Below are 16,544 nucleotides of genomic sequence, written 5' to 3'. Positions count from 1 at the left end.
CAGAAGTAAAGCATTAATTTACCTTTTAACTAAAATTCGATCAAGTGAAGAAAATTATTTCAGCATACCAGGCAGGAAATACCTTACTGGTATTATTCGCACTACTTGTTGTTTTTCATATCACTATCATTGCAGGGATTCTGCCTTATGACATGGTTTGGGGAGGGCAAATCGACAAGGAAAACATTCTGCCACTCGAACTGATAGCCATTGTGTTTACCATTTCTTTCATGATGGTAGTGCTGATAAAACTACGTTACCTGCGTAATGGGATGAAAGGAAAAGTAGCCAATATTTTGTTATGGGCCATGGTACTTTATTTCGTTTTTAATACCTACGCCAATTTCACTGGACAAACCATTGCTGAACAATGGATTTTTGGACCGCTGGCCATCGTGATGGGTATTTTAACAGCACGGCTTGCCATCAGTTGAAAGCTTCTGAACTCAAAAAAGGCAGAAACAAATAAATGTTGCTGCCTTTCTTATATTGTTCATAATTATCTTACTTCTTACGCTTTGCAGCTTCCTGCTGTTTGGCAAGGTCTTCAAGTCGTTTTTGGAATCCTGATTTCTTTTTTGCCGGCTTTTTCTTATTGGCCATCAATTGCGCCCTTACCTTGTCCTCGTCGATGGTTTGACGGATAATATAGGTTTGACCAATGGTGAATACGTTGGCGAGGAAATAATAGTAGCTAAGGCCTGAAGAATACGAGTTCAGAATGAACATGAAAAATACAGGCATAAAATAGAGCATGTACTTCATTCCCGGCATGGCGCTGGTATCCTGTGTCTGGCTTGTCAAACGGGTTTGAATAATGGTGGTGATGGTCATTAACAGTGTAAACAGACTCACATGGTCACCAAATCCGAACGGAATTGTGAATGGCAGGTTGATTATGGAGTCGTAGGTTGAAAGGTCATGTGCCCAAAGGAAACTTTCCTGGCGCAATTCAATCGAACCCGGGAAGAAATAAAACATGGCAATAAGGAAAGGGAACTGAAACAACATGGGCAAACAACCGCCCATTGGATTAACCCCTACTTTCTTATACAAAGCCATAACTGCCTGTTGTTTCTCCATGGCTTTATCGGCCGGATACTTTTTACTCAGTTCGTCCATTTCGGGTTTCAGTGCCCGCATTTTGGCCTGCGAAACATACGATTTGTAGGTGAAGGGAAAAACGACAACCCGAATCATTATCGTCAAAATGAGGATAATAATTCCAAAATTGGCGATACGGCTACGCAGGAAGTTAAATACTGGAATAATCATGTATTTATTTACTTCGCGCACAACCGGCCATCCCAGGTTGATCAGTTTTTCCATATCGAAGCCCTGTTCTTTCAGGGTTTGATAGTGGTTAGGACCAAAATAGAATGCCATATCGTAATTGTTCTCACCGCGAGGATCGAAATCAAGCCCAATGTCAGACTTAAAGTAAGCCAGATAAGGGTTTTCTTCTCCATATTTTTCTGATGCAACTACGGCATTGTCGAAAGCATTATCGGCAATCAGGGCTGTTGAGAAGAATAGCTGTTTGTAGCCAATCCATTTTACAGGAGTATTGAGTGTTTCCTCATCACTCTTGTTCATATTCAAATTGTCGATTTCGTCGTCCTTGAATTTGTAATAGATTCCGGTATAACGGTCTTCACCGTATTTCGAAAAGCGTTCCTGCCGTGGAACTTCAAAATTGAAATTCAGGCTCAGGTAACCGGTATTGGTATTGATTACATTGTTTAAACCATGCACCCTGATCTGATAATCGACCTGGTAAGAGTTGTGGGTGATGGTGTAAATGTAATCGATGTAGCGATCGGAACCTGCATGCAGTCGCAGAATTACCTGATCGGAACTCCCCGGATTTTCCTCATTGAATTTTTGGCGACCTTCTCTTCCTACAGGTACTTCGGAACCAGAAACACTGACATTTTCTTTACCTGAGATCAGTTCGAAAAACAAATCATCGGTTTTGATGTTGCGGTTTTGTGCGAAGAAGGAAAGATTGTGCGTCGATTTGCCTTCTTCAATCAAATACAAATCAGTAGAATCGTGTCGTTTGTAGTTTTTCAGTTCAACACTTTTTACACTTCCACCTTTTGTTGAAAGCACCAGGCGCAGCAGGTTGTTTTCAAGAACTATCTCTTTTTCGCTTCCCATGGCAGCATGGCCAAAATCGCCGTAAAGATTGCTCATTTCAGTAGAAAGACTGCTACTGTCGATCAACTGCGGATTATCGGCAGCTTGAACGGGTGTGATACTGTTTTGCCGGGCTTCCAGATCTCTTGCCTGCTGGCGTTGTACCAGCTCAATTGAGTCACGTCGCTGCCGGGCTGCTTCAATTTCTTCCTGTGAGGGTTTGTTGATATAGCTGAATACTACCAATACTGCAAAAATCAGCACCAAACCTATTGTTGTATTTCTATCCATTGAATGTTTATTTCTTGTGTTAGAGGATGTTTTTTACTCTCCTGGCATGCAGGCTTTTACAAAGGCTGCAAACAAGGGGCTTGGATTTAAAACTGTACTGCTGTATTCAGGATGATACTGAACACCGATGAACCACTTGTGCTTGCTAAGCTCCATCGATTCAACCAAACCTGTATCAGGATTGGTACCCACAGCCATGAATCCATTCGATTCAAAATCATTCAAATACTTATCGTTGAATTCATAACGGTGGCGATGACGCTCATGAATTTGTTCCGATTGATAGGCTTCGTATAGTTTACTGCCTTTTTTCACCTTACAGGCAAAGGCACCAAGTCGCATGGTTCCGCCCATGTTGGTAATTCCTTTTTGGGCTTCCATCAGGTCGATGACCGGATACTTGGTTACTTCGTTCATTTCGGTTGAATCGGCACCGGTAAAGCCCAGCACGTTGCGGGCGAATTCGATTACGGCAATTTGCATCCCCAGGCAGATGCCCAGAAAAGGTACATTGTTTTCACGTGCAAATCGTGTCGCTTCAATTTTTCCCCTGATACCGCGATGACCAAAACCGGGTGCTACAAGAATTCCATCATAATCCTTTAAAACTTCCTCGACGTTGTGACGATTCACTTCTTCGGAATGTACATAAACGAGATCGACCTTGGTTTCATTCACAGCACCGGCATGTACAAACGATTCGGCAATCGATTTGTAGGCATCGGGCAATTCAACATATTTACCAACCAGGGCAATTTTTACTTTATGCTTCGGGTTTTTGTGTTTCTTAAGAAATGAATTCCAGGCATCCAATGCAGGTTCTTTACCCGGCGACATACCAAATTTTTTCAATACGGTAAGGTCGAGTTTTTCCGCCTTCATTTTAATGGGAACTTCGTAAATGGTAGGTACATCAATCGATTGCACTACGGCATCGGCATCGACATTGCAGAACAAGGCCACTTTTTTGCGGATACTTTCGCTCAGATTGTGTTCTGTACGTAAAACCAATACATCGGGTTGAACTCCATTTTCGAGTAAAGCCTTAACAGAGTGTTGTGTTGGTTTGGTTTTCAACTCGCCTGAAGCATTCAGGAAGGGAACCAAAGTAAGATGAATGACCATGGCCGATTTGCCCATCTCCCATTTAATCTGGCGAACCGCTTCGATGTAGGGCAGCGATTCCATATCGCCTACCGTTCCACCAATTTCAGTCAGTACAAAATCAAAATTGCCTTTTCGGCCCAGAAACTTGATGTTTCTTTTGATTTCATCGGTAATGTGCGGAATAATTTGTACGGTTTTACCAAGATAATCACCACGACGTTCCTTGTTTATTACCGATTGATATATTCGACCAGTGGTTACATTGTTGGCCTGCGAGGTCGGTTTATTTAGAAAACGTTCGTAATGCCCCAAATCAAGATCGGTTTCTGCCCCATCGTCGGTCACATAGCATTCGCCATGTTCATAGGGATTTAGCGTTCCGGGATCGACATTGATGTAGGGGTCGAGCTTTTGAATGGTCACGGAGTAACCTCGTGCCTGTAAAAGCTTTGCTAGCGATGCAATCAGAATTCCTTTGCCAAGTGAGGAAGTTACACCACCGGTTACAAAAATATACTTCGTTGACAAACTATTATTTTTTTAGGTTTGAAAATGAAAGTGCAAAGATAAGTATAAAAAGGATGAATCTAAAAATGAAAAGAAACGGTCTGAAAATTTTTTCAGACCGTCTGTATTATTTAAGCTTCATCGTCCTCCATTTCATCAACGATCCTTATTTTATCCTTAAGGTACTCAATTTGCTCTTCGATTTGCTCAATTTTGCGATTCACATCCTTAATAAGTCCTTCTGCATTTTTAGAATTGGCAAAAAAACCGATGTTATTCTGAAGGGTAAGAAGATCACTTTCCAGTTGTTTCAGCTTATTCGCATTCTTATCGCGTTCGGCATATACCTTGTTTTGTCCGCGTGAACTAGAAGTCAAACCAGACACTTTGTTTTTGTATTTCAGTAGATTACGATCACGATCATCCACTCTGAGCTGATCAAATTGTTTATTAATCGCTTCGCGGTATCGCTGCTGCACACTGTTTTTTTCCTTAAATGGAACATGTCCGATTTCCATCCAACGATTCTGAAAGGCCTTTAATTGTTCAAAGTCGGCTGCTTCATCACCTGTTGCTTTAAAAGCTGCTATTTCTTTGATTAATTCATTCTTCTTTTTCAGATTTTCAGCCTGAGTTACATCGATCGTTTTATAAAAAGCTGACTTTTTCTTGAAGAAGTAATCACAAGCCGAACGGAATCGTTTCCATACCATATCAGCGTGTTTACGGGGTACTGGTCCGATTTCCTTCCATCTTTTCTGAATGGCAACGTATTCTTCACCTGTTTTCTTCCAATCGGTACTTTCTTTAAGTGCCTCAGCCTGAACACAAAGATCGATTTTTAACTGCAAGTTGTTGCTTTGTATTTCTTTGTGCTTTGAATAAAATTCACGTTTTTTATCAAAAAAATCGTCGCAGGCTTTACGAAAACGCTCATAAACTGCACTGTTCTCTTTTTTTGGGGCATAACCTATGGTTCTCCATAGTTTTTGCATCTCAATGATCTCCTGCGATTTTTCTTCCCAAATCTTGTGGTGTTGGAAGTCCTGTTGAATAAAATCTTCTACCTTTTCACAAATAGTTATTTTTGTTTCAAGGTTTTTCTTTTGATTTTTCTTACGATTTTCAAAATAGTCCTGGTGTTTTTTATTGATGATGTTGGTAGCATCTCTGAACCGCTCCCAGACTTCTTCCTGCTTATCGTTGGGTGCCGGACCAACTTCCCGCCAGGCATCGTGCAATTTTTGCAAGCTATTAAAAGCTTTGATAACCGATGGTTCAAGCAACAGTGCTTCGGCTTTCTCACAAAGACCGATTTTCTCTTCCATGTTCTTTTTCAGGTCGAGATCGCGTAATTCTTTGTTGATTTTTATGTAGTCATAAAAATTCTCAACATGATGATGGTAATTTTCCCAAAGATCTTTGACATTGGCCTGAGGTACCAGTCCAATATCGCGCCACCGTTGCTGTAAAACTTTAAAATCCTGAAATGTTTTGTTAATCGATTCTTTTCGGTTTATCAGATCCTTTATTTCCTCAATTATTTGGTATTTTATTTTGAGATTTTCTTCCTTGACTTTTTCCAGATTTTTGTTGTGTTGCGCTCTCAATTGTCGAAACTGGCCCATTAAATCCTTCAAATCCTTTTCGTAGGGATCGGCTTCGGCCTTGAATTCTTCATCAAAACCGCCAGCTTCAAGAAACTTTTTTCTTTGCTCCTGAACCTTTATTTTGTGCTTCTTATAGAAACTGCTTCTGATGGCATCTACATCGGACTGAATGGCCTGATAATCGTTCTTTTCGAGCAGCTCCCTGAAGGCATTAATCAATTCGACTTCCGTCATTTTATTGTAATCAATGCCCGATTTTTCAACCTTCTCTGCATCTTTACTTTCAGCATTCGGGTTTTCGATCGTTTTATTGCTTTCTTCTTCTGGCTCTTCTTCCGATGCAAGCGTTTTTTCCTCACTTTGTTCCTCTGCCTTTTCATCAGCAGCAACGACAGGAGTTTCTAAAGCCACTTCGTTGCCTGGCTCTTCTACTACTTCGATCGTTTTTTCATCAACTGATTCAGCACTTACGTTTTCTGCTTGTTTTACTGTTTCGTCTTCGTCTGAAGCGGCTTTTTCTTTTACCTGATCTGCCTCCTCTTCAGCTTGCGTTGCAGACTGTTCATTGCTTGACAGGGGCGATTCTGTATTTTCACCCTTTTCATCAGTTGATTCGTTTTCGGGCAAGGCCGTTTCATCTAATACATCGGCAGACTGAATAGCTTCAGTTGCGTCATTAAGCTCATTTTTTTCAGCATTTTCAGCCTGTTGAGCTGAACTTTTCTCCTCATCATGAGGAGTTGAGTGCACTTTGTCTTTAGGTTCCATTTCAAAAAATTTGAGTATTCATCGCACTTTCAGAGATATACATTATCTGAAGGTTACGAAAGTAGCTATTAAATAATAATACTCAAATTTTTTAAAATATATTTTAATGACTTCTGTCACACATCAAAGCGCCATCTGTCGGCTGACTGATGGCGCTTTCTGATGATTGCCCCGCTTAATTGATGGCTATTTGTCGGTCGTGCGTCTTGTTTTCTACTTCCAGTTTGGGAATTACTATGCGTAATATCCCATTGCTGTAATTTGCCGAAATGTCCTCTTCGTTCACCGAATCGGGCAGTATAAAGCTGCGTTCAAACGGCTTGACAGCAAACTCCCTCCGATTATAGTTAAGCGTTTCATTTGTGCTTTCGGGTTCTGCTTTAACGCTCAACTGTCCTTCGTGACTTTTGATTGAAAAATGCTCTTTTTTGTAACCTGGCACTGAAAACTCGAGCTGATAATCCTTTTCACTCTCAGCTATGTTTACTGCCGGACGGAAGCATTTTGCCGAAGTCGGCGTTTTTGCAGCATTATTGCTTAACAAATGACTGAATAACTGATCAAGGTTATTACGATAAGCCGGGTGTTGAAATCTAACTAAGTTCATTATAAATCCTCCTTATTTTAATTTTCTTCTAAAATTTGTTTGTTGTCGATCCTGTATTCAACTTTTATTCCAGTGCCACTATTCAGACCAATTTGTCCGAAACACACAAAAACAACCTGTCATAATTTCCGGTTTACTAAAATTGCAGTGCCACAATTTCCGATTTTGTGTATTTTTCCAAATAGTGAGAAAAAATTGAAGCAATGATTCTAGTTTTGCAACAAAACAGGAAGCATGAGAATTGATATATTGACGATCTTTCCCGAAATACTGGAAAGCCCTTTTTCCCACTCGATGGTAAAACGTGCTGTTGACAAGGGATATAGCAATATCTATCTGCATAACATCAGAGATTATTCGAAAGACAGGCACCGCTCGGTTGATGATTATGCATTTGGTGGAGGAGCCGGAATGGTCATGCTCATACAGCCCATCGAAGAGCTGATTTTAAAGCTAAAGACTGAACGCAGCTATGATGAAATAATTTACATGACTCCTGATGCGCCGGTTTGGAAGCAAAGTGATGCCAACCGGATGTCGATGGCTGAAAACATCATGATTTTGTGTGGCCATTACAAGGGGGTCGATCAGCGAATCAGAGATCACTACATAACACGTGAAGTATCAATAGGTGATTATGTGCTAACGGGCGGCGAACTAGCAGCTGCTATTCTGGTCGACAGCATCGTCAGACTAATTCCGGGAGTTCTTTCTGATGAAACATCGGCCCTTTCCGACTCACATCAGGATGGCTTACTAAGCCCACCGGTTTATACGCGGCCGGCAAATCACAATGGATGGAAAGTTCCCGATATTTTACTTTCGGGCAATGAAGCACGTATTAACGAGTGGCGTGAAGAGCAGGCACTGGAACTCACACGCCGGGTACGTCCCGACCTGCTTGCCGACGATGAACAATAAGTGATTTATTGACCGAACGAAAACTGCAGTAGTTTTAATGTTCTCATGAATTCATCATGCATTGCAGCTTCAATAACAAGATCTTTTCCACTAAGCGGATGTTGCAGTTGTATTTTTGATGCGTGTAACAACATGGTGTTCATGTTCCATTTTTCTTTGAACAGGCGATTTTGTTTATTGCATCCATGAGGACGATCGCCAATTATGGGATGACGCAGATGATTAAAATGCTTTCTTATTTGGTGCATCCTGCCTGTAAGCGGATTTACTTCCACCAAGGTATAACGCTGTGTTGAATGTTTCCCCAGAGGAATGCTTACTTCAGTATATTCAAGGCTTTGGTAACGGGTAATTGCCTCTTGTAGCTGACCGTTTTCCTTGCGCAGGGGATAATTAACTGTTGCTTCCTTATCGGTGTAACCCCTGACCAGTGCAAGGTAGGTTTTATGAATTTCACCATGATCGAACATGGCATTCAGTTTTCGATTTACATCGTCGTTAAGAGCAAACAACAACACGCCAGCTGTTTTTCGGTCGAGTCGATGAACGGGCGTTACCCGTTGGCCCAGCTGGTCGCGCAACAGCTGCACTGCAAACTCGCTGGCATCGGCAGCCAGTTTACTTCGGTGCACCAGCAGTCCATGTGGCTTATTGATGGCCACCATGTGTTCATCGCGGTAAACAAGCTCCAGCTTCATTGATCAATATTAGTACTTAAGAAGGACAACAGCATTTGAATTAAGGGTAATACAGGTCCGGTAAATTTTATCCTGGAAAATTAAAGAATACTTTCAGGAAAGCACAATTCGCCGTTCATGATCTTGTAAATAGTTTCAAACAACTCGTCGGAAACATCCGTTTTATTAACAAAACCCAGAAAACCAGCTTCAATTAATTGAGTGAGATAGACCTTGTCCTGATACATGGTGATGGCCACAATTTTGATTCTGGAATAATCGAAATTGATGAGTCGTGCAGTTTGAATTCCATTCAAGCCCGGCATTTCCACGTCGAGTAACAAGAGATCAATATTATTGAGTTTATTGTATTTTAGAAGCGCCTCCCCTGAAGTAAAGCTGGCCAGCACCTCAAATTGATCTTCACTTTCAAACAGGGCACAGAGGCCTTCCAGAAAAGCCTCGTTGTCATCAACCAATACTACACGTATTTTATTCTTCATTAACAATAATTTCCTACAAAGTTAATTGAACGCAATGGCAATGTAACAGGACAAATACTGAAAATTAGTCTGCAAAAACCTTACACTGCATAAGGGAAAACCCTGAAGCCCTCACAAGCAAAAAGGCTTAAAATTCTACCAGTTTGTTTTTCAGTGCAAACAAGATCAGGCTGGTACTGTTTTTAACCCCCGTTTTTTTCAGCAAGCGGGTTTTGTGTGTTTCAATTGTTTTAGGACTCAAAAAAAGGTGTTCCGAAATTTCGAAGTTGGTCATTCCCTGGCAAAGCAGTTTAAGCACATCGAGTTCACGCTCTGTTATTTTGAGTTTATTGATGGTCTTTTGCCTGCCTTCCAGTTCAGGAATTTGCATTATCACCTGCTGCAATAATTTAGGTGAGAAGTAACTCTGATCGTTCAACACATCGTTGATGGCCTTTTCAAGTTCATCGGAAGTGGCTTCTTTCAGCACAAATCCGGATGCCCCGGCCCTGATCATTTCATAATAGTATTTTTGATCGCTGTACATCGACAGGGCGATGAACTTCAATGCCGGTAATTTCATTTTGGCTTCAGCAGTAGCTTCTATGCCATTCATAAAGGGCATTTCAATATCGATCAATACCAGGTCGATAGGATAGTCAAAAAGGGATTCAATAAATTCGCGCCCGTTGGCAAATTCAGCAACAACCCGATAATCCTTATTGTTTTCGAGCAATACTTTCAACCCTTCCCTGAAAAGGGTATGATCTTCAACAATGGCTATGTTTATCATTTTAAATGTTTGTTTCAATTTTTACTTTAACACCTTCACCTGGCTGGGTGGTATAGGTAATAAAACCGCCTATAGAATTTATTCTTGATTTAATGTTTAACAATCCTAAGCCCGACTTGTGTTCCAATACATTCTTATAATTGAATCCAACCCCATTATCGGCATAATAAAAATGCAACTTTTGGGCTTTTTCAAAGAGTCCTATTTCAATTTTAGAAGCACCCGAATGTTTTAATGTATTGTTTAGCAATTCGGTAGCTATACGATAAAGCGTTATTTCGATAATTTCATTGTAGCGTCGGATGGTTTCAAAATTTTGGTCAATTTCAATTTCATTGTAAGCAGAGTATTTATCGATAAAACTTTTTAGTGCATGAACCAGCCCAAAATTCCGTAAAACATGGGGACTCAAATTGTTGGAGATCTCTTTCACACCTGTTAGCGACTCGTTGATTAATTCGGAAAGCTTATTGTACGATCGTGATTCTTTTTCAGAATAATGTGCATTTTTTATACTGTGAAGGTAGATTTTACAAGTCGACAACAAGGGCCCCAGTCCGTCGTGCAAATCTTTTGCAATGCGTCCGCGTTCATCTTCCTCGGCTTTAACCGAAACAGTGTAAACCTGTTTTTCGAGACTTTTTCGTTCGCTGATATCGTTAAAAGCGGTTACAATGGCTGGTTGACCTTCGTAAGTAATTTTTCGGCTTCGAACTTCTATGGGAAAACGGCGGCCATAAACATCGCGAACATTGTATTCGGCTACCACTACCCTGCTGTTTCCAAGTTTTGTTACTTCATGAGCCACTTTTTTTAAGGCATTTTGATCGAAGATAAAATCAAATATGTTCAGTGTTTCCAGATCATCTGGACTTAAGCCGGTTAGTGCAAAAAAAGTTTCGTTGGCCGAAAGTACTTTCATGCTGTGATTAAAAATGAAAACAGCATCACTGGTATTGTTGTATATGTTTCGAAAATTCTCTTCACTATTTTTAAGCGCCTTTTGAGCTAAAAGCAATTCAGATATGTCATACCCCATGCCCATCAGGTAAATTTTCCCTTCGCGCTCGTATTGTATCGCAGAATTATAAAGTGAAATGATTTGCCCCTGCTTGGTTAACAAATCGGCTCTGAAATAGGCCGATTGTTCCTGTTGATTTCCCAACATGTTATTCTGTACACTATCGTATTCGCCGGTTCTAAAAAGTGTATTTGGATGGATTTGAGCAAGCTCTTCCGAAGTATAGCCACTAATGTATTTAAGACTATCGTTCCATCTTACCAACTTGTCGTAATTTTCGAAAACATAGAAAATACCCGGCATGGTCTCAATCAGTGCCTGTCCGAATTGCCTTTCTTCTTCAATTACCTTTTCGTATTTCTGTTGTTCAGCCACATCTCTGATCAGTGCATGATAGCGACCATCGGGCAGACGGCTGGCCCTGATGACAATCTGTCTTTTTTTTCCGTCAACGGTAATTATAGCCAGCTCCAAATCAACCACCTTTCCTTCTTTAATACGATCGAACGTTGTCACCCTTTCTGCAAAATCTCCTTCTAACAGCTTGTTAAAAAGAAGCCCTTTGATCGCTTCATTCTTATAACCCGAAATTTCTCTGAATTTTTCATTTACCAATTCTATTTGACCCTTTTTATCCAGAATTACGATGCCTTCACTCGACTGTTCAAAAAGCAAGCGATATCCCGACTCACTGTTTTTCGACTGTTCAAGCAGGCTGGTATAGGCAAGTTCAAAACGGGTAATAATCAAAACGATGCTATAACTGGCAACCAGCAAAATTACTCCTTTGGTAATCCACTGGTCCATTTGAGTTAACAAAATTATTTTTTCAAGCGGAAATTCATAAATCCCCAAAGCATTTAAGAGACCATTGGACAACATGATCAGGAATACAAAAGCAAGTGCTAAATAGCCATATTTTTTTCCTAAAAACAGGGTGGAAAAAACAATAAATAAGATAAGGAAGAGAATGCCTGAAGAAAACATTCCCTGAAAAAAAAGGCTCACAACTCCAAGCCCAAGCAAAACAACAGATAAAAAAACCGCCTTAACCATGAAACTCACCTGTTTTCTGAAAATCATCAGTATAATAATGATGAAAACCAAAAAAGCTTCCATAAAGAATGCAAGGTACATGCCCGTGGAAGCAAACCGCGAATAGGCGATAAACAAAAGGGGAACACCAATCAATGCATAAAAAGTGATCAAAAAATTGACAATCCGGTTTTTGATGCTTGAAATGGAAGATAAAATTTGCTTACGGATCATAGGGTCTCTGCCATTTTATTCATGTGAGAAATTTAACCATTTTTACTAAGCTCTGAAAATCGTTTGAAATTACACTATTTCTACCATAACAAAAAAGCAAACAAATGACGGTGGACTGCAAACATTTTTCTGCTTTGTTCCTTAATACACGGTATTATTCAAATGGAAGCCTTATTTTTGCGCTCTTAAACGAAAAAATGCATGAGTTTTAAAAGCGAAATAGAAAGAAGAAAGACCTTTGGCATTGTAAGTCATCCCGATGCAGGAAAAACAACGCTAACCGAAAAATTGCTCCTTTTTGGCGGTGCAATCAGGGAAGCCGGTGCTGTGAAAAGTAATAAAATTAAGAAAACAGCCACCTCCGACTTTATGGAAATTGAAAGGCAGCGTGGTATTTCGGTTGCTACTTCGGTAATGGGCTTTGAATACAATGACTATAAAGTAAACATTCTTGACACACCCGGTCACCAGGACTTTCAGGAAGATACCTTCAGAACACTTACTGCCGTCGACAGTGTGATTATTGTTATTGATGCGGCCAAAGGTGTTGAACCACAAACAGAAAAACTGATGAACGTTTGCCGTATGCGAAAAACGCCGGTAATTGTTTTCATCAATAAAATGGACCGGCCTTCGGAAGACACTTTTTTTCTGCTCGAAGAAATTGAAAAACAACTCCAGATTGCCACACGTCCGCTAACCTGGCCCATTAACAGCGGTCCCGATTTTAAAGGTGTTTACAACCTCCACAATTCGAGTTTGCAGCTTTTTAATCCCAATGTTCAGAAAATAGAAAAGAACATTGCCTTCGACCATCTTAACGATAAGGAACTCGATCGATGGATTGGTGCAAGCGATGCAGCTACTTTGCGAGAAGAAGTTGAACTCATCGAGGGCGTCTATCCCGAATTCGATGTCAATGAATACCTGGCCGGTAATCTGGCCCCAGTATTTTTTGGAAGTGCTCTCTACAATTTCGGAGTTCAGGAATTGCTCGACAGCTTTCTAAAAATTGCACCGACTCCCCGTGCAAGAAAAGCCCGCGAAAGGGTTGTTGATCCCTACGAAGAAGCATTTTCAGGCTTTGTTTTTAAAATCCATGCCAACATTGACCCCAATCACCGCAGCCGTATCGCCTTTGTAAAGGTATGCTCCGGAAGATTTGAACGCAACAAGGTTTATCAACATACCCGTTTAAACAAAAACTTCCGAATTTCAGCACCTACTGCTTTTATGGCTTCTAAAAAAGAAACCATCGATGAAGCCTATCCCGGTGACATTGTTGGGGTTCCCGACACGGGAAATTTCATTATTGGCGATACACTTACCGAAGGCGAGGCCCTGCATTTTGAAGGTTTGCCAAGCTTCTCTCCCGAGATGTTCCGCTACATCGAAAATGCTGACCCCATGAAAACGAAACAACTCGAAAAAGGTATCGATCAGCTCATGGACGAAGGGGTGGCCCAGTTATTTACCAGCCAGTTAAACGGCCGTAAAATTATTGGCTGCGTGGGGCAGTTGCAGTTCGAAGTAATCCAATACAGGCTTGAACATGAATACGGTGCCAAATGTCGTTTCGAGCCCATCCAAATGTACAAAGCCTGCTGGATTGAAAGCGAGAACCCAAAAAGCATTGAAGAATTCCGTAAACGCAAAGTTCAGCGAATGGCCAGTGACAAACGAGGAAGAAATGTGTTCATGGCTGATTCACAATTCATTCTTCAAATGGCACAACAAGACTTTGAAGACATTCACTTCCATTTCACTTCCGAGTTCTAAACCACGAAAATACCACTGTTATTTTCTTCAAACTGGTTAAAATGACCGAAGTCAAACGATAATTAAATCATTTGATAGTCATTTTAACCAGTTTTTATTTACAATAAACCCAACATACGATATTGCTTTTTCCTATATTTGCTTTGTGTATAAACTACACACTAAAGAAAAACGAAAATGTCAAACATCGTACCCAACATTTCTGTCGACTGTGTTATTTTTGGCTTCGACTTCAAACAGTTAACCGTACTTTTGGTTGAACGGAAGCTCGATGACCCCCAAAGCGGAAAAACACTGATCGACGACTGGACCTTAACAGGTTATCACATCTACGAAGATGAAAATTTTGACACAGCTGCAGCCCGGATACTAAAAAAGTTATCGGGCCTCGACAACATCTATCTTGAACAGTTTTATGCCTTTGGTGCTATCGACAGGGTGAATTCTGAGAAAGATCAGCTATGGCTCAACCATCAGTTGGAAGGATTCAGTCGCAGAATTGTTACGGTAGCTTATTATTCCCTGATCGATAACACCAGTGTCAGTTTATCGCTAAAAGAGCGCAATGTACAATGGTTCCCCGTGAACGAGCTGCCCGAAATGGGCTTCGATCACCGCGAAATACTCGAAAAAGCACTCGAAAAACTTCGGGCTAAACTTCGATCAGAACCTATCGGCTTTGAACTTTTGCCTGAAAAATTCACCATCTCGCAACTCCAGCGCTTGTACGAAGAAGTGTTGGGAACCACCTACGACAGGCGCAACTTCCGCAAAAAAGTGCTGCAAATGAAATACATTGTTCCACTTGATGAAAAACAACAGGGAGTGCGGCATAAACCAGCCCGACTCTTTAGCTTCGATCGTGGAATATATGAAAATACATTAACTGACCGCTTTGATTTTTCAATTTAACTAAATCATACCGCTTATATCTAACACATTTATAGCTTATGAACCTAACCAACACAAAACTAAAACTCAGCGAAAAAATTGGCTATGCCCTTGGTGATGGCGCAGCCAACATTGCCTGGCGGGGAGTAGCCACTTTTCTCTTTGTTTTCTACACCGACGTATTCGGTATTAATCCGGCAGCTGTAGGCTTGCTTATGCTAATCGCCCGTTCAAGCGATGGCATCAGCGACATCGTTATGGGCATTATCGGCGATCGTACCAATACCCGCTATGGAAAATTCCGCCCCTGGATTTTATGGACAGCCATTCCACTGGCAGGAATGCTTTCTCTGCTTTTTACCAGCCCCGACATGAGTCAGACCGGCAAAATAATTTATGCCTACACCACCTACATCATTTTTACGCTGGTGTATACCGCCAACAACATCCCTTACGGAGCCTTAATGGCTGTAATGACCGGCGATGATAAAGAGCGAACCAGCCTGGGGGCATACCGCATGGTTGGTGCTTTTGCCGGTGGAATGCTGGTACAGGGGGCTTTGCTTGTATTGGTGGCTCATTTTGGAAACATTAACCCCAGTATTGAGATTGCAAAACAGGCTGACCAGCGCTTCGAAGTAACCGTTTCGACAAGCAAAGATGTTGAGAATGTAAATATTAAAACAAAAGACGAAGTGGCCACTTTTGTATGGTCCGATGCCAGCCTTCCCGACAGCCTGAACATACCAACAAAAGGCAAAAGCTTTTCGATGGAAGCCAACCAGGATTATACTTTCATTGTTGAAGGTGAACCTGAAATCAACCAGGGCAATATTTTTATTGTCGACCAGAAACAGGGCTACAGCAAATCCATTTATCTGATGTCGATTGTATTGGCACTTGCACTCATGGTCACTTTTTACACCACCAGAGAGCGTGTTAAACCACCCAGAGCACAGCAATCGAATTTGGCTAAAGACCTGAAAGACCTTATCAAAAACAAACCATGGATTATCTTGCTGCTAATCGGATTATTGTTCAACATTTACAACTCGATAAAACAAGGCATAGTAGTCATCTATTTCACCCACTACCTGCATAATCAACTACTGGCAGGTTCCTACCTGGTGGCTTTAATGGTGGCTTCGATTGCCGGCGCCATGGCCACTGCATGGCTGGGCAAACGGTTGGGCAAGCGAAAGCTTTTCATATATGCCCTGATCTTCTCGGGACTCGTTAATGCCCTTTTTGTATTTTGCGGACCAGAGAATACCTTAAGCATTTTTGCCATTGGTATCATTTCCGAATTTGGAGCAGCCATCTTCCCCACCCTTTTCTTTGCCATGCTGGGCGATGCAGCCGATTATTCTGAATTCAAAAATGGACGCCGTGCAACCGGATTAATATATTCTGCTGGTTCATTTGCCACAAAATTTGGAGGTGGTATTGCCGGAGCAATCATAGGTTTTGTGCTGGCAGCCTTCAGTTACGACGGTCAAAATCAGGCAGCCATCCAACAGGCCATTCCTGGAATTATCATGCTCATGAGCTGGATACCCACTATTATTGCCATGCTTGCCGCTGTTCTTATGTGGTTTTATCCGCTCGATCAGGATAAACTCGATGAAATCACCATCGAACTAAATCGACGCAGAGCATTGGAAATAGAATAACACGCA

The 16,544-nt window shown here is 41.2% G+C and carries 13 protein-coding genes; 5 read left to right on the top strand and 8 right to left on the bottom strand.

Annotation, left to right across the window (positions count from 1 at the left end):
* Nucleotides 1-44 precede the first annotated feature (44 nt).
* Nucleotides 45-434: a hypothetical protein gene (locus tag FHS86_RS07265; RefSeq protein ID WP_429412323.1), complete on the top strand. Its 390-nt coding sequence runs from the start codon at nucleotides 45-47 to the stop codon at nucleotides 432-434.
* A 70-nt stretch (nucleotides 435-504) separates the two neighbouring features.
* Here the strand turns inward: FHS86_RS07265 and yidC are convergent, their stop codons facing one another.
* From yidC to FHS86_RS07245, 4 genes are all read right to left on the bottom strand, one after another.
* Complete coding sequence (gene yidC, locus FHS86_RS07260; protein ID WP_429412322.1) at nucleotides 505-2,433, bottom strand: membrane protein insertase YidC; 1,929 nt, start codon at nucleotides 2,431-2,433, stop codon at nucleotides 505-507.
* Between the two features lie 33 nt (nucleotides 2,434-2,466).
* Nucleotides 2,467-4,068 (bottom strand): CTP synthase, encoded by a 1,602-nt coding sequence (locus FHS86_RS07255; RefSeq protein WP_429412321.1) that lies wholly within the window; start codon nucleotides 4,066-4,068, stop codon nucleotides 2,467-2,469.
* 110 nt (nucleotides 4,069-4,178) lie between these two features.
* Nucleotides 4,179-6,425: a DUF349 domain-containing protein gene (locus FHS86_RS07250; protein ID WP_429412320.1), complete on the bottom strand. Its 2,247-nt coding sequence runs from the start codon at nucleotides 6,423-6,425 to the stop codon at nucleotides 4,179-4,181.
* Between the two features lie 175 nt (nucleotides 6,426-6,600).
* On the bottom strand, nucleotides 6,601-7,032 hold the full coding sequence (locus FHS86_RS07245) for an Hsp20/alpha crystallin family protein (protein WP_429412319.1): 432 nt from the start codon (nucleotides 7,030-7,032) through the stop codon (nucleotides 6,601-6,603).
* A gap of 234 nt (nucleotides 7,033-7,266) precedes the next feature.
* On the opposite strand from FHS86_RS07245, the gene trmD reads away from it, so the two are divergent.
* Nucleotides 7,267-7,953: a tRNA (guanosine(37)-N1)-methyltransferase TrmD gene (gene trmD, locus FHS86_RS07240; RefSeq protein WP_429412318.1), complete on the top strand. Its 687-nt coding sequence runs from the start codon at nucleotides 7,267-7,269 to the stop codon at nucleotides 7,951-7,953.
* A 5-nt stretch (nucleotides 7,954-7,958) separates the two neighbouring features.
* On the opposite strand, the gene FHS86_RS07235 is transcribed toward trmD, so the two are convergent.
* The 4 genes from FHS86_RS07235 to FHS86_RS07220 all read right to left on the bottom strand — a co-directional run bounded on the left by FHS86_RS07235 (nucleotide 7,959) and on the right by FHS86_RS07220 (nucleotide 12,195).
* Nucleotides 7,959-8,651: a pseudouridine synthase gene (locus FHS86_RS07235; protein ID WP_429412317.1), complete on the bottom strand. Its 693-nt coding sequence runs from the start codon at nucleotides 8,649-8,651 to the stop codon at nucleotides 7,959-7,961.
* Between the two features lie 80 nt (nucleotides 8,652-8,731).
* Complete coding sequence (locus FHS86_RS07230; protein WP_429412316.1) at nucleotides 8,732-9,133, bottom strand: response regulator; 402 nt, start codon at nucleotides 9,131-9,133, stop codon at nucleotides 8,732-8,734.
* A 127-nt stretch (nucleotides 9,134-9,260) separates the two neighbouring features.
* Nucleotides 9,261-9,905 (bottom strand): response regulator transcription factor, encoded by a 645-nt coding sequence (locus FHS86_RS07225; RefSeq protein ID WP_429412315.1) that lies wholly within the window; start codon nucleotides 9,903-9,905, stop codon nucleotides 9,261-9,263.
* Nucleotide 9,906: 1 nt separating this feature from the next.
* Nucleotides 9,907-12,195 (bottom strand): PAS domain-containing sensor histidine kinase, encoded by a 2,289-nt coding sequence (locus tag FHS86_RS07220; protein ID WP_429412314.1) that lies wholly within the window; start codon nucleotides 12,193-12,195, stop codon nucleotides 9,907-9,909.
* Nucleotides 12,196-12,396: 201 nt separating this feature from the next.
* Here FHS86_RS07220 and FHS86_RS07215 point away from each other — a divergent pair, with 201 nt between their 5' ends.
* The 3 genes from FHS86_RS07215 to FHS86_RS07205 all read left to right on the top strand — a co-directional run bounded on the left by FHS86_RS07215 (nucleotide 12,397) and on the right by FHS86_RS07205 (nucleotide 16,538).
* Nucleotides 12,397-13,974, top strand: coding sequence for a peptide chain release factor 3 (locus FHS86_RS07215; protein ID WP_429412313.1), 1,578 nt, complete (start codon nucleotides 12,397-12,399; stop codon nucleotides 13,972-13,974).
* A gap of 177 nt (nucleotides 13,975-14,151) precedes the next feature.
* Nucleotides 14,152-14,886: an NUDIX hydrolase gene (locus tag FHS86_RS07210; RefSeq protein WP_429412312.1), complete on the top strand. Its 735-nt coding sequence runs from the start codon at nucleotides 14,152-14,154 to the stop codon at nucleotides 14,884-14,886.
* A 38-nt stretch (nucleotides 14,887-14,924) separates the two neighbouring features.
* A complete protein-coding gene (locus FHS86_RS07205) occupies nucleotides 14,925-16,538 on the top strand; it encodes an MFS transporter (RefSeq protein WP_429412311.1) in 1,614 nt (537 codons plus the stop codon).
* The last annotated feature ends 6 nt before the right edge of the window (nucleotides 16,539-16,544 follow it).

Origin of the sequence: Roseimarinus sediminis (assembly GCF_050433125.1) — a bacterium.
Lineage (GTDB): Bacteria > Bacteroidota > Bacteroidia > Bacteroidales > Prolixibacteraceae > Roseimarinus > Roseimarinus sediminis.
This window is presented reverse-complemented; position numbering and strand designations above follow the sequence as displayed.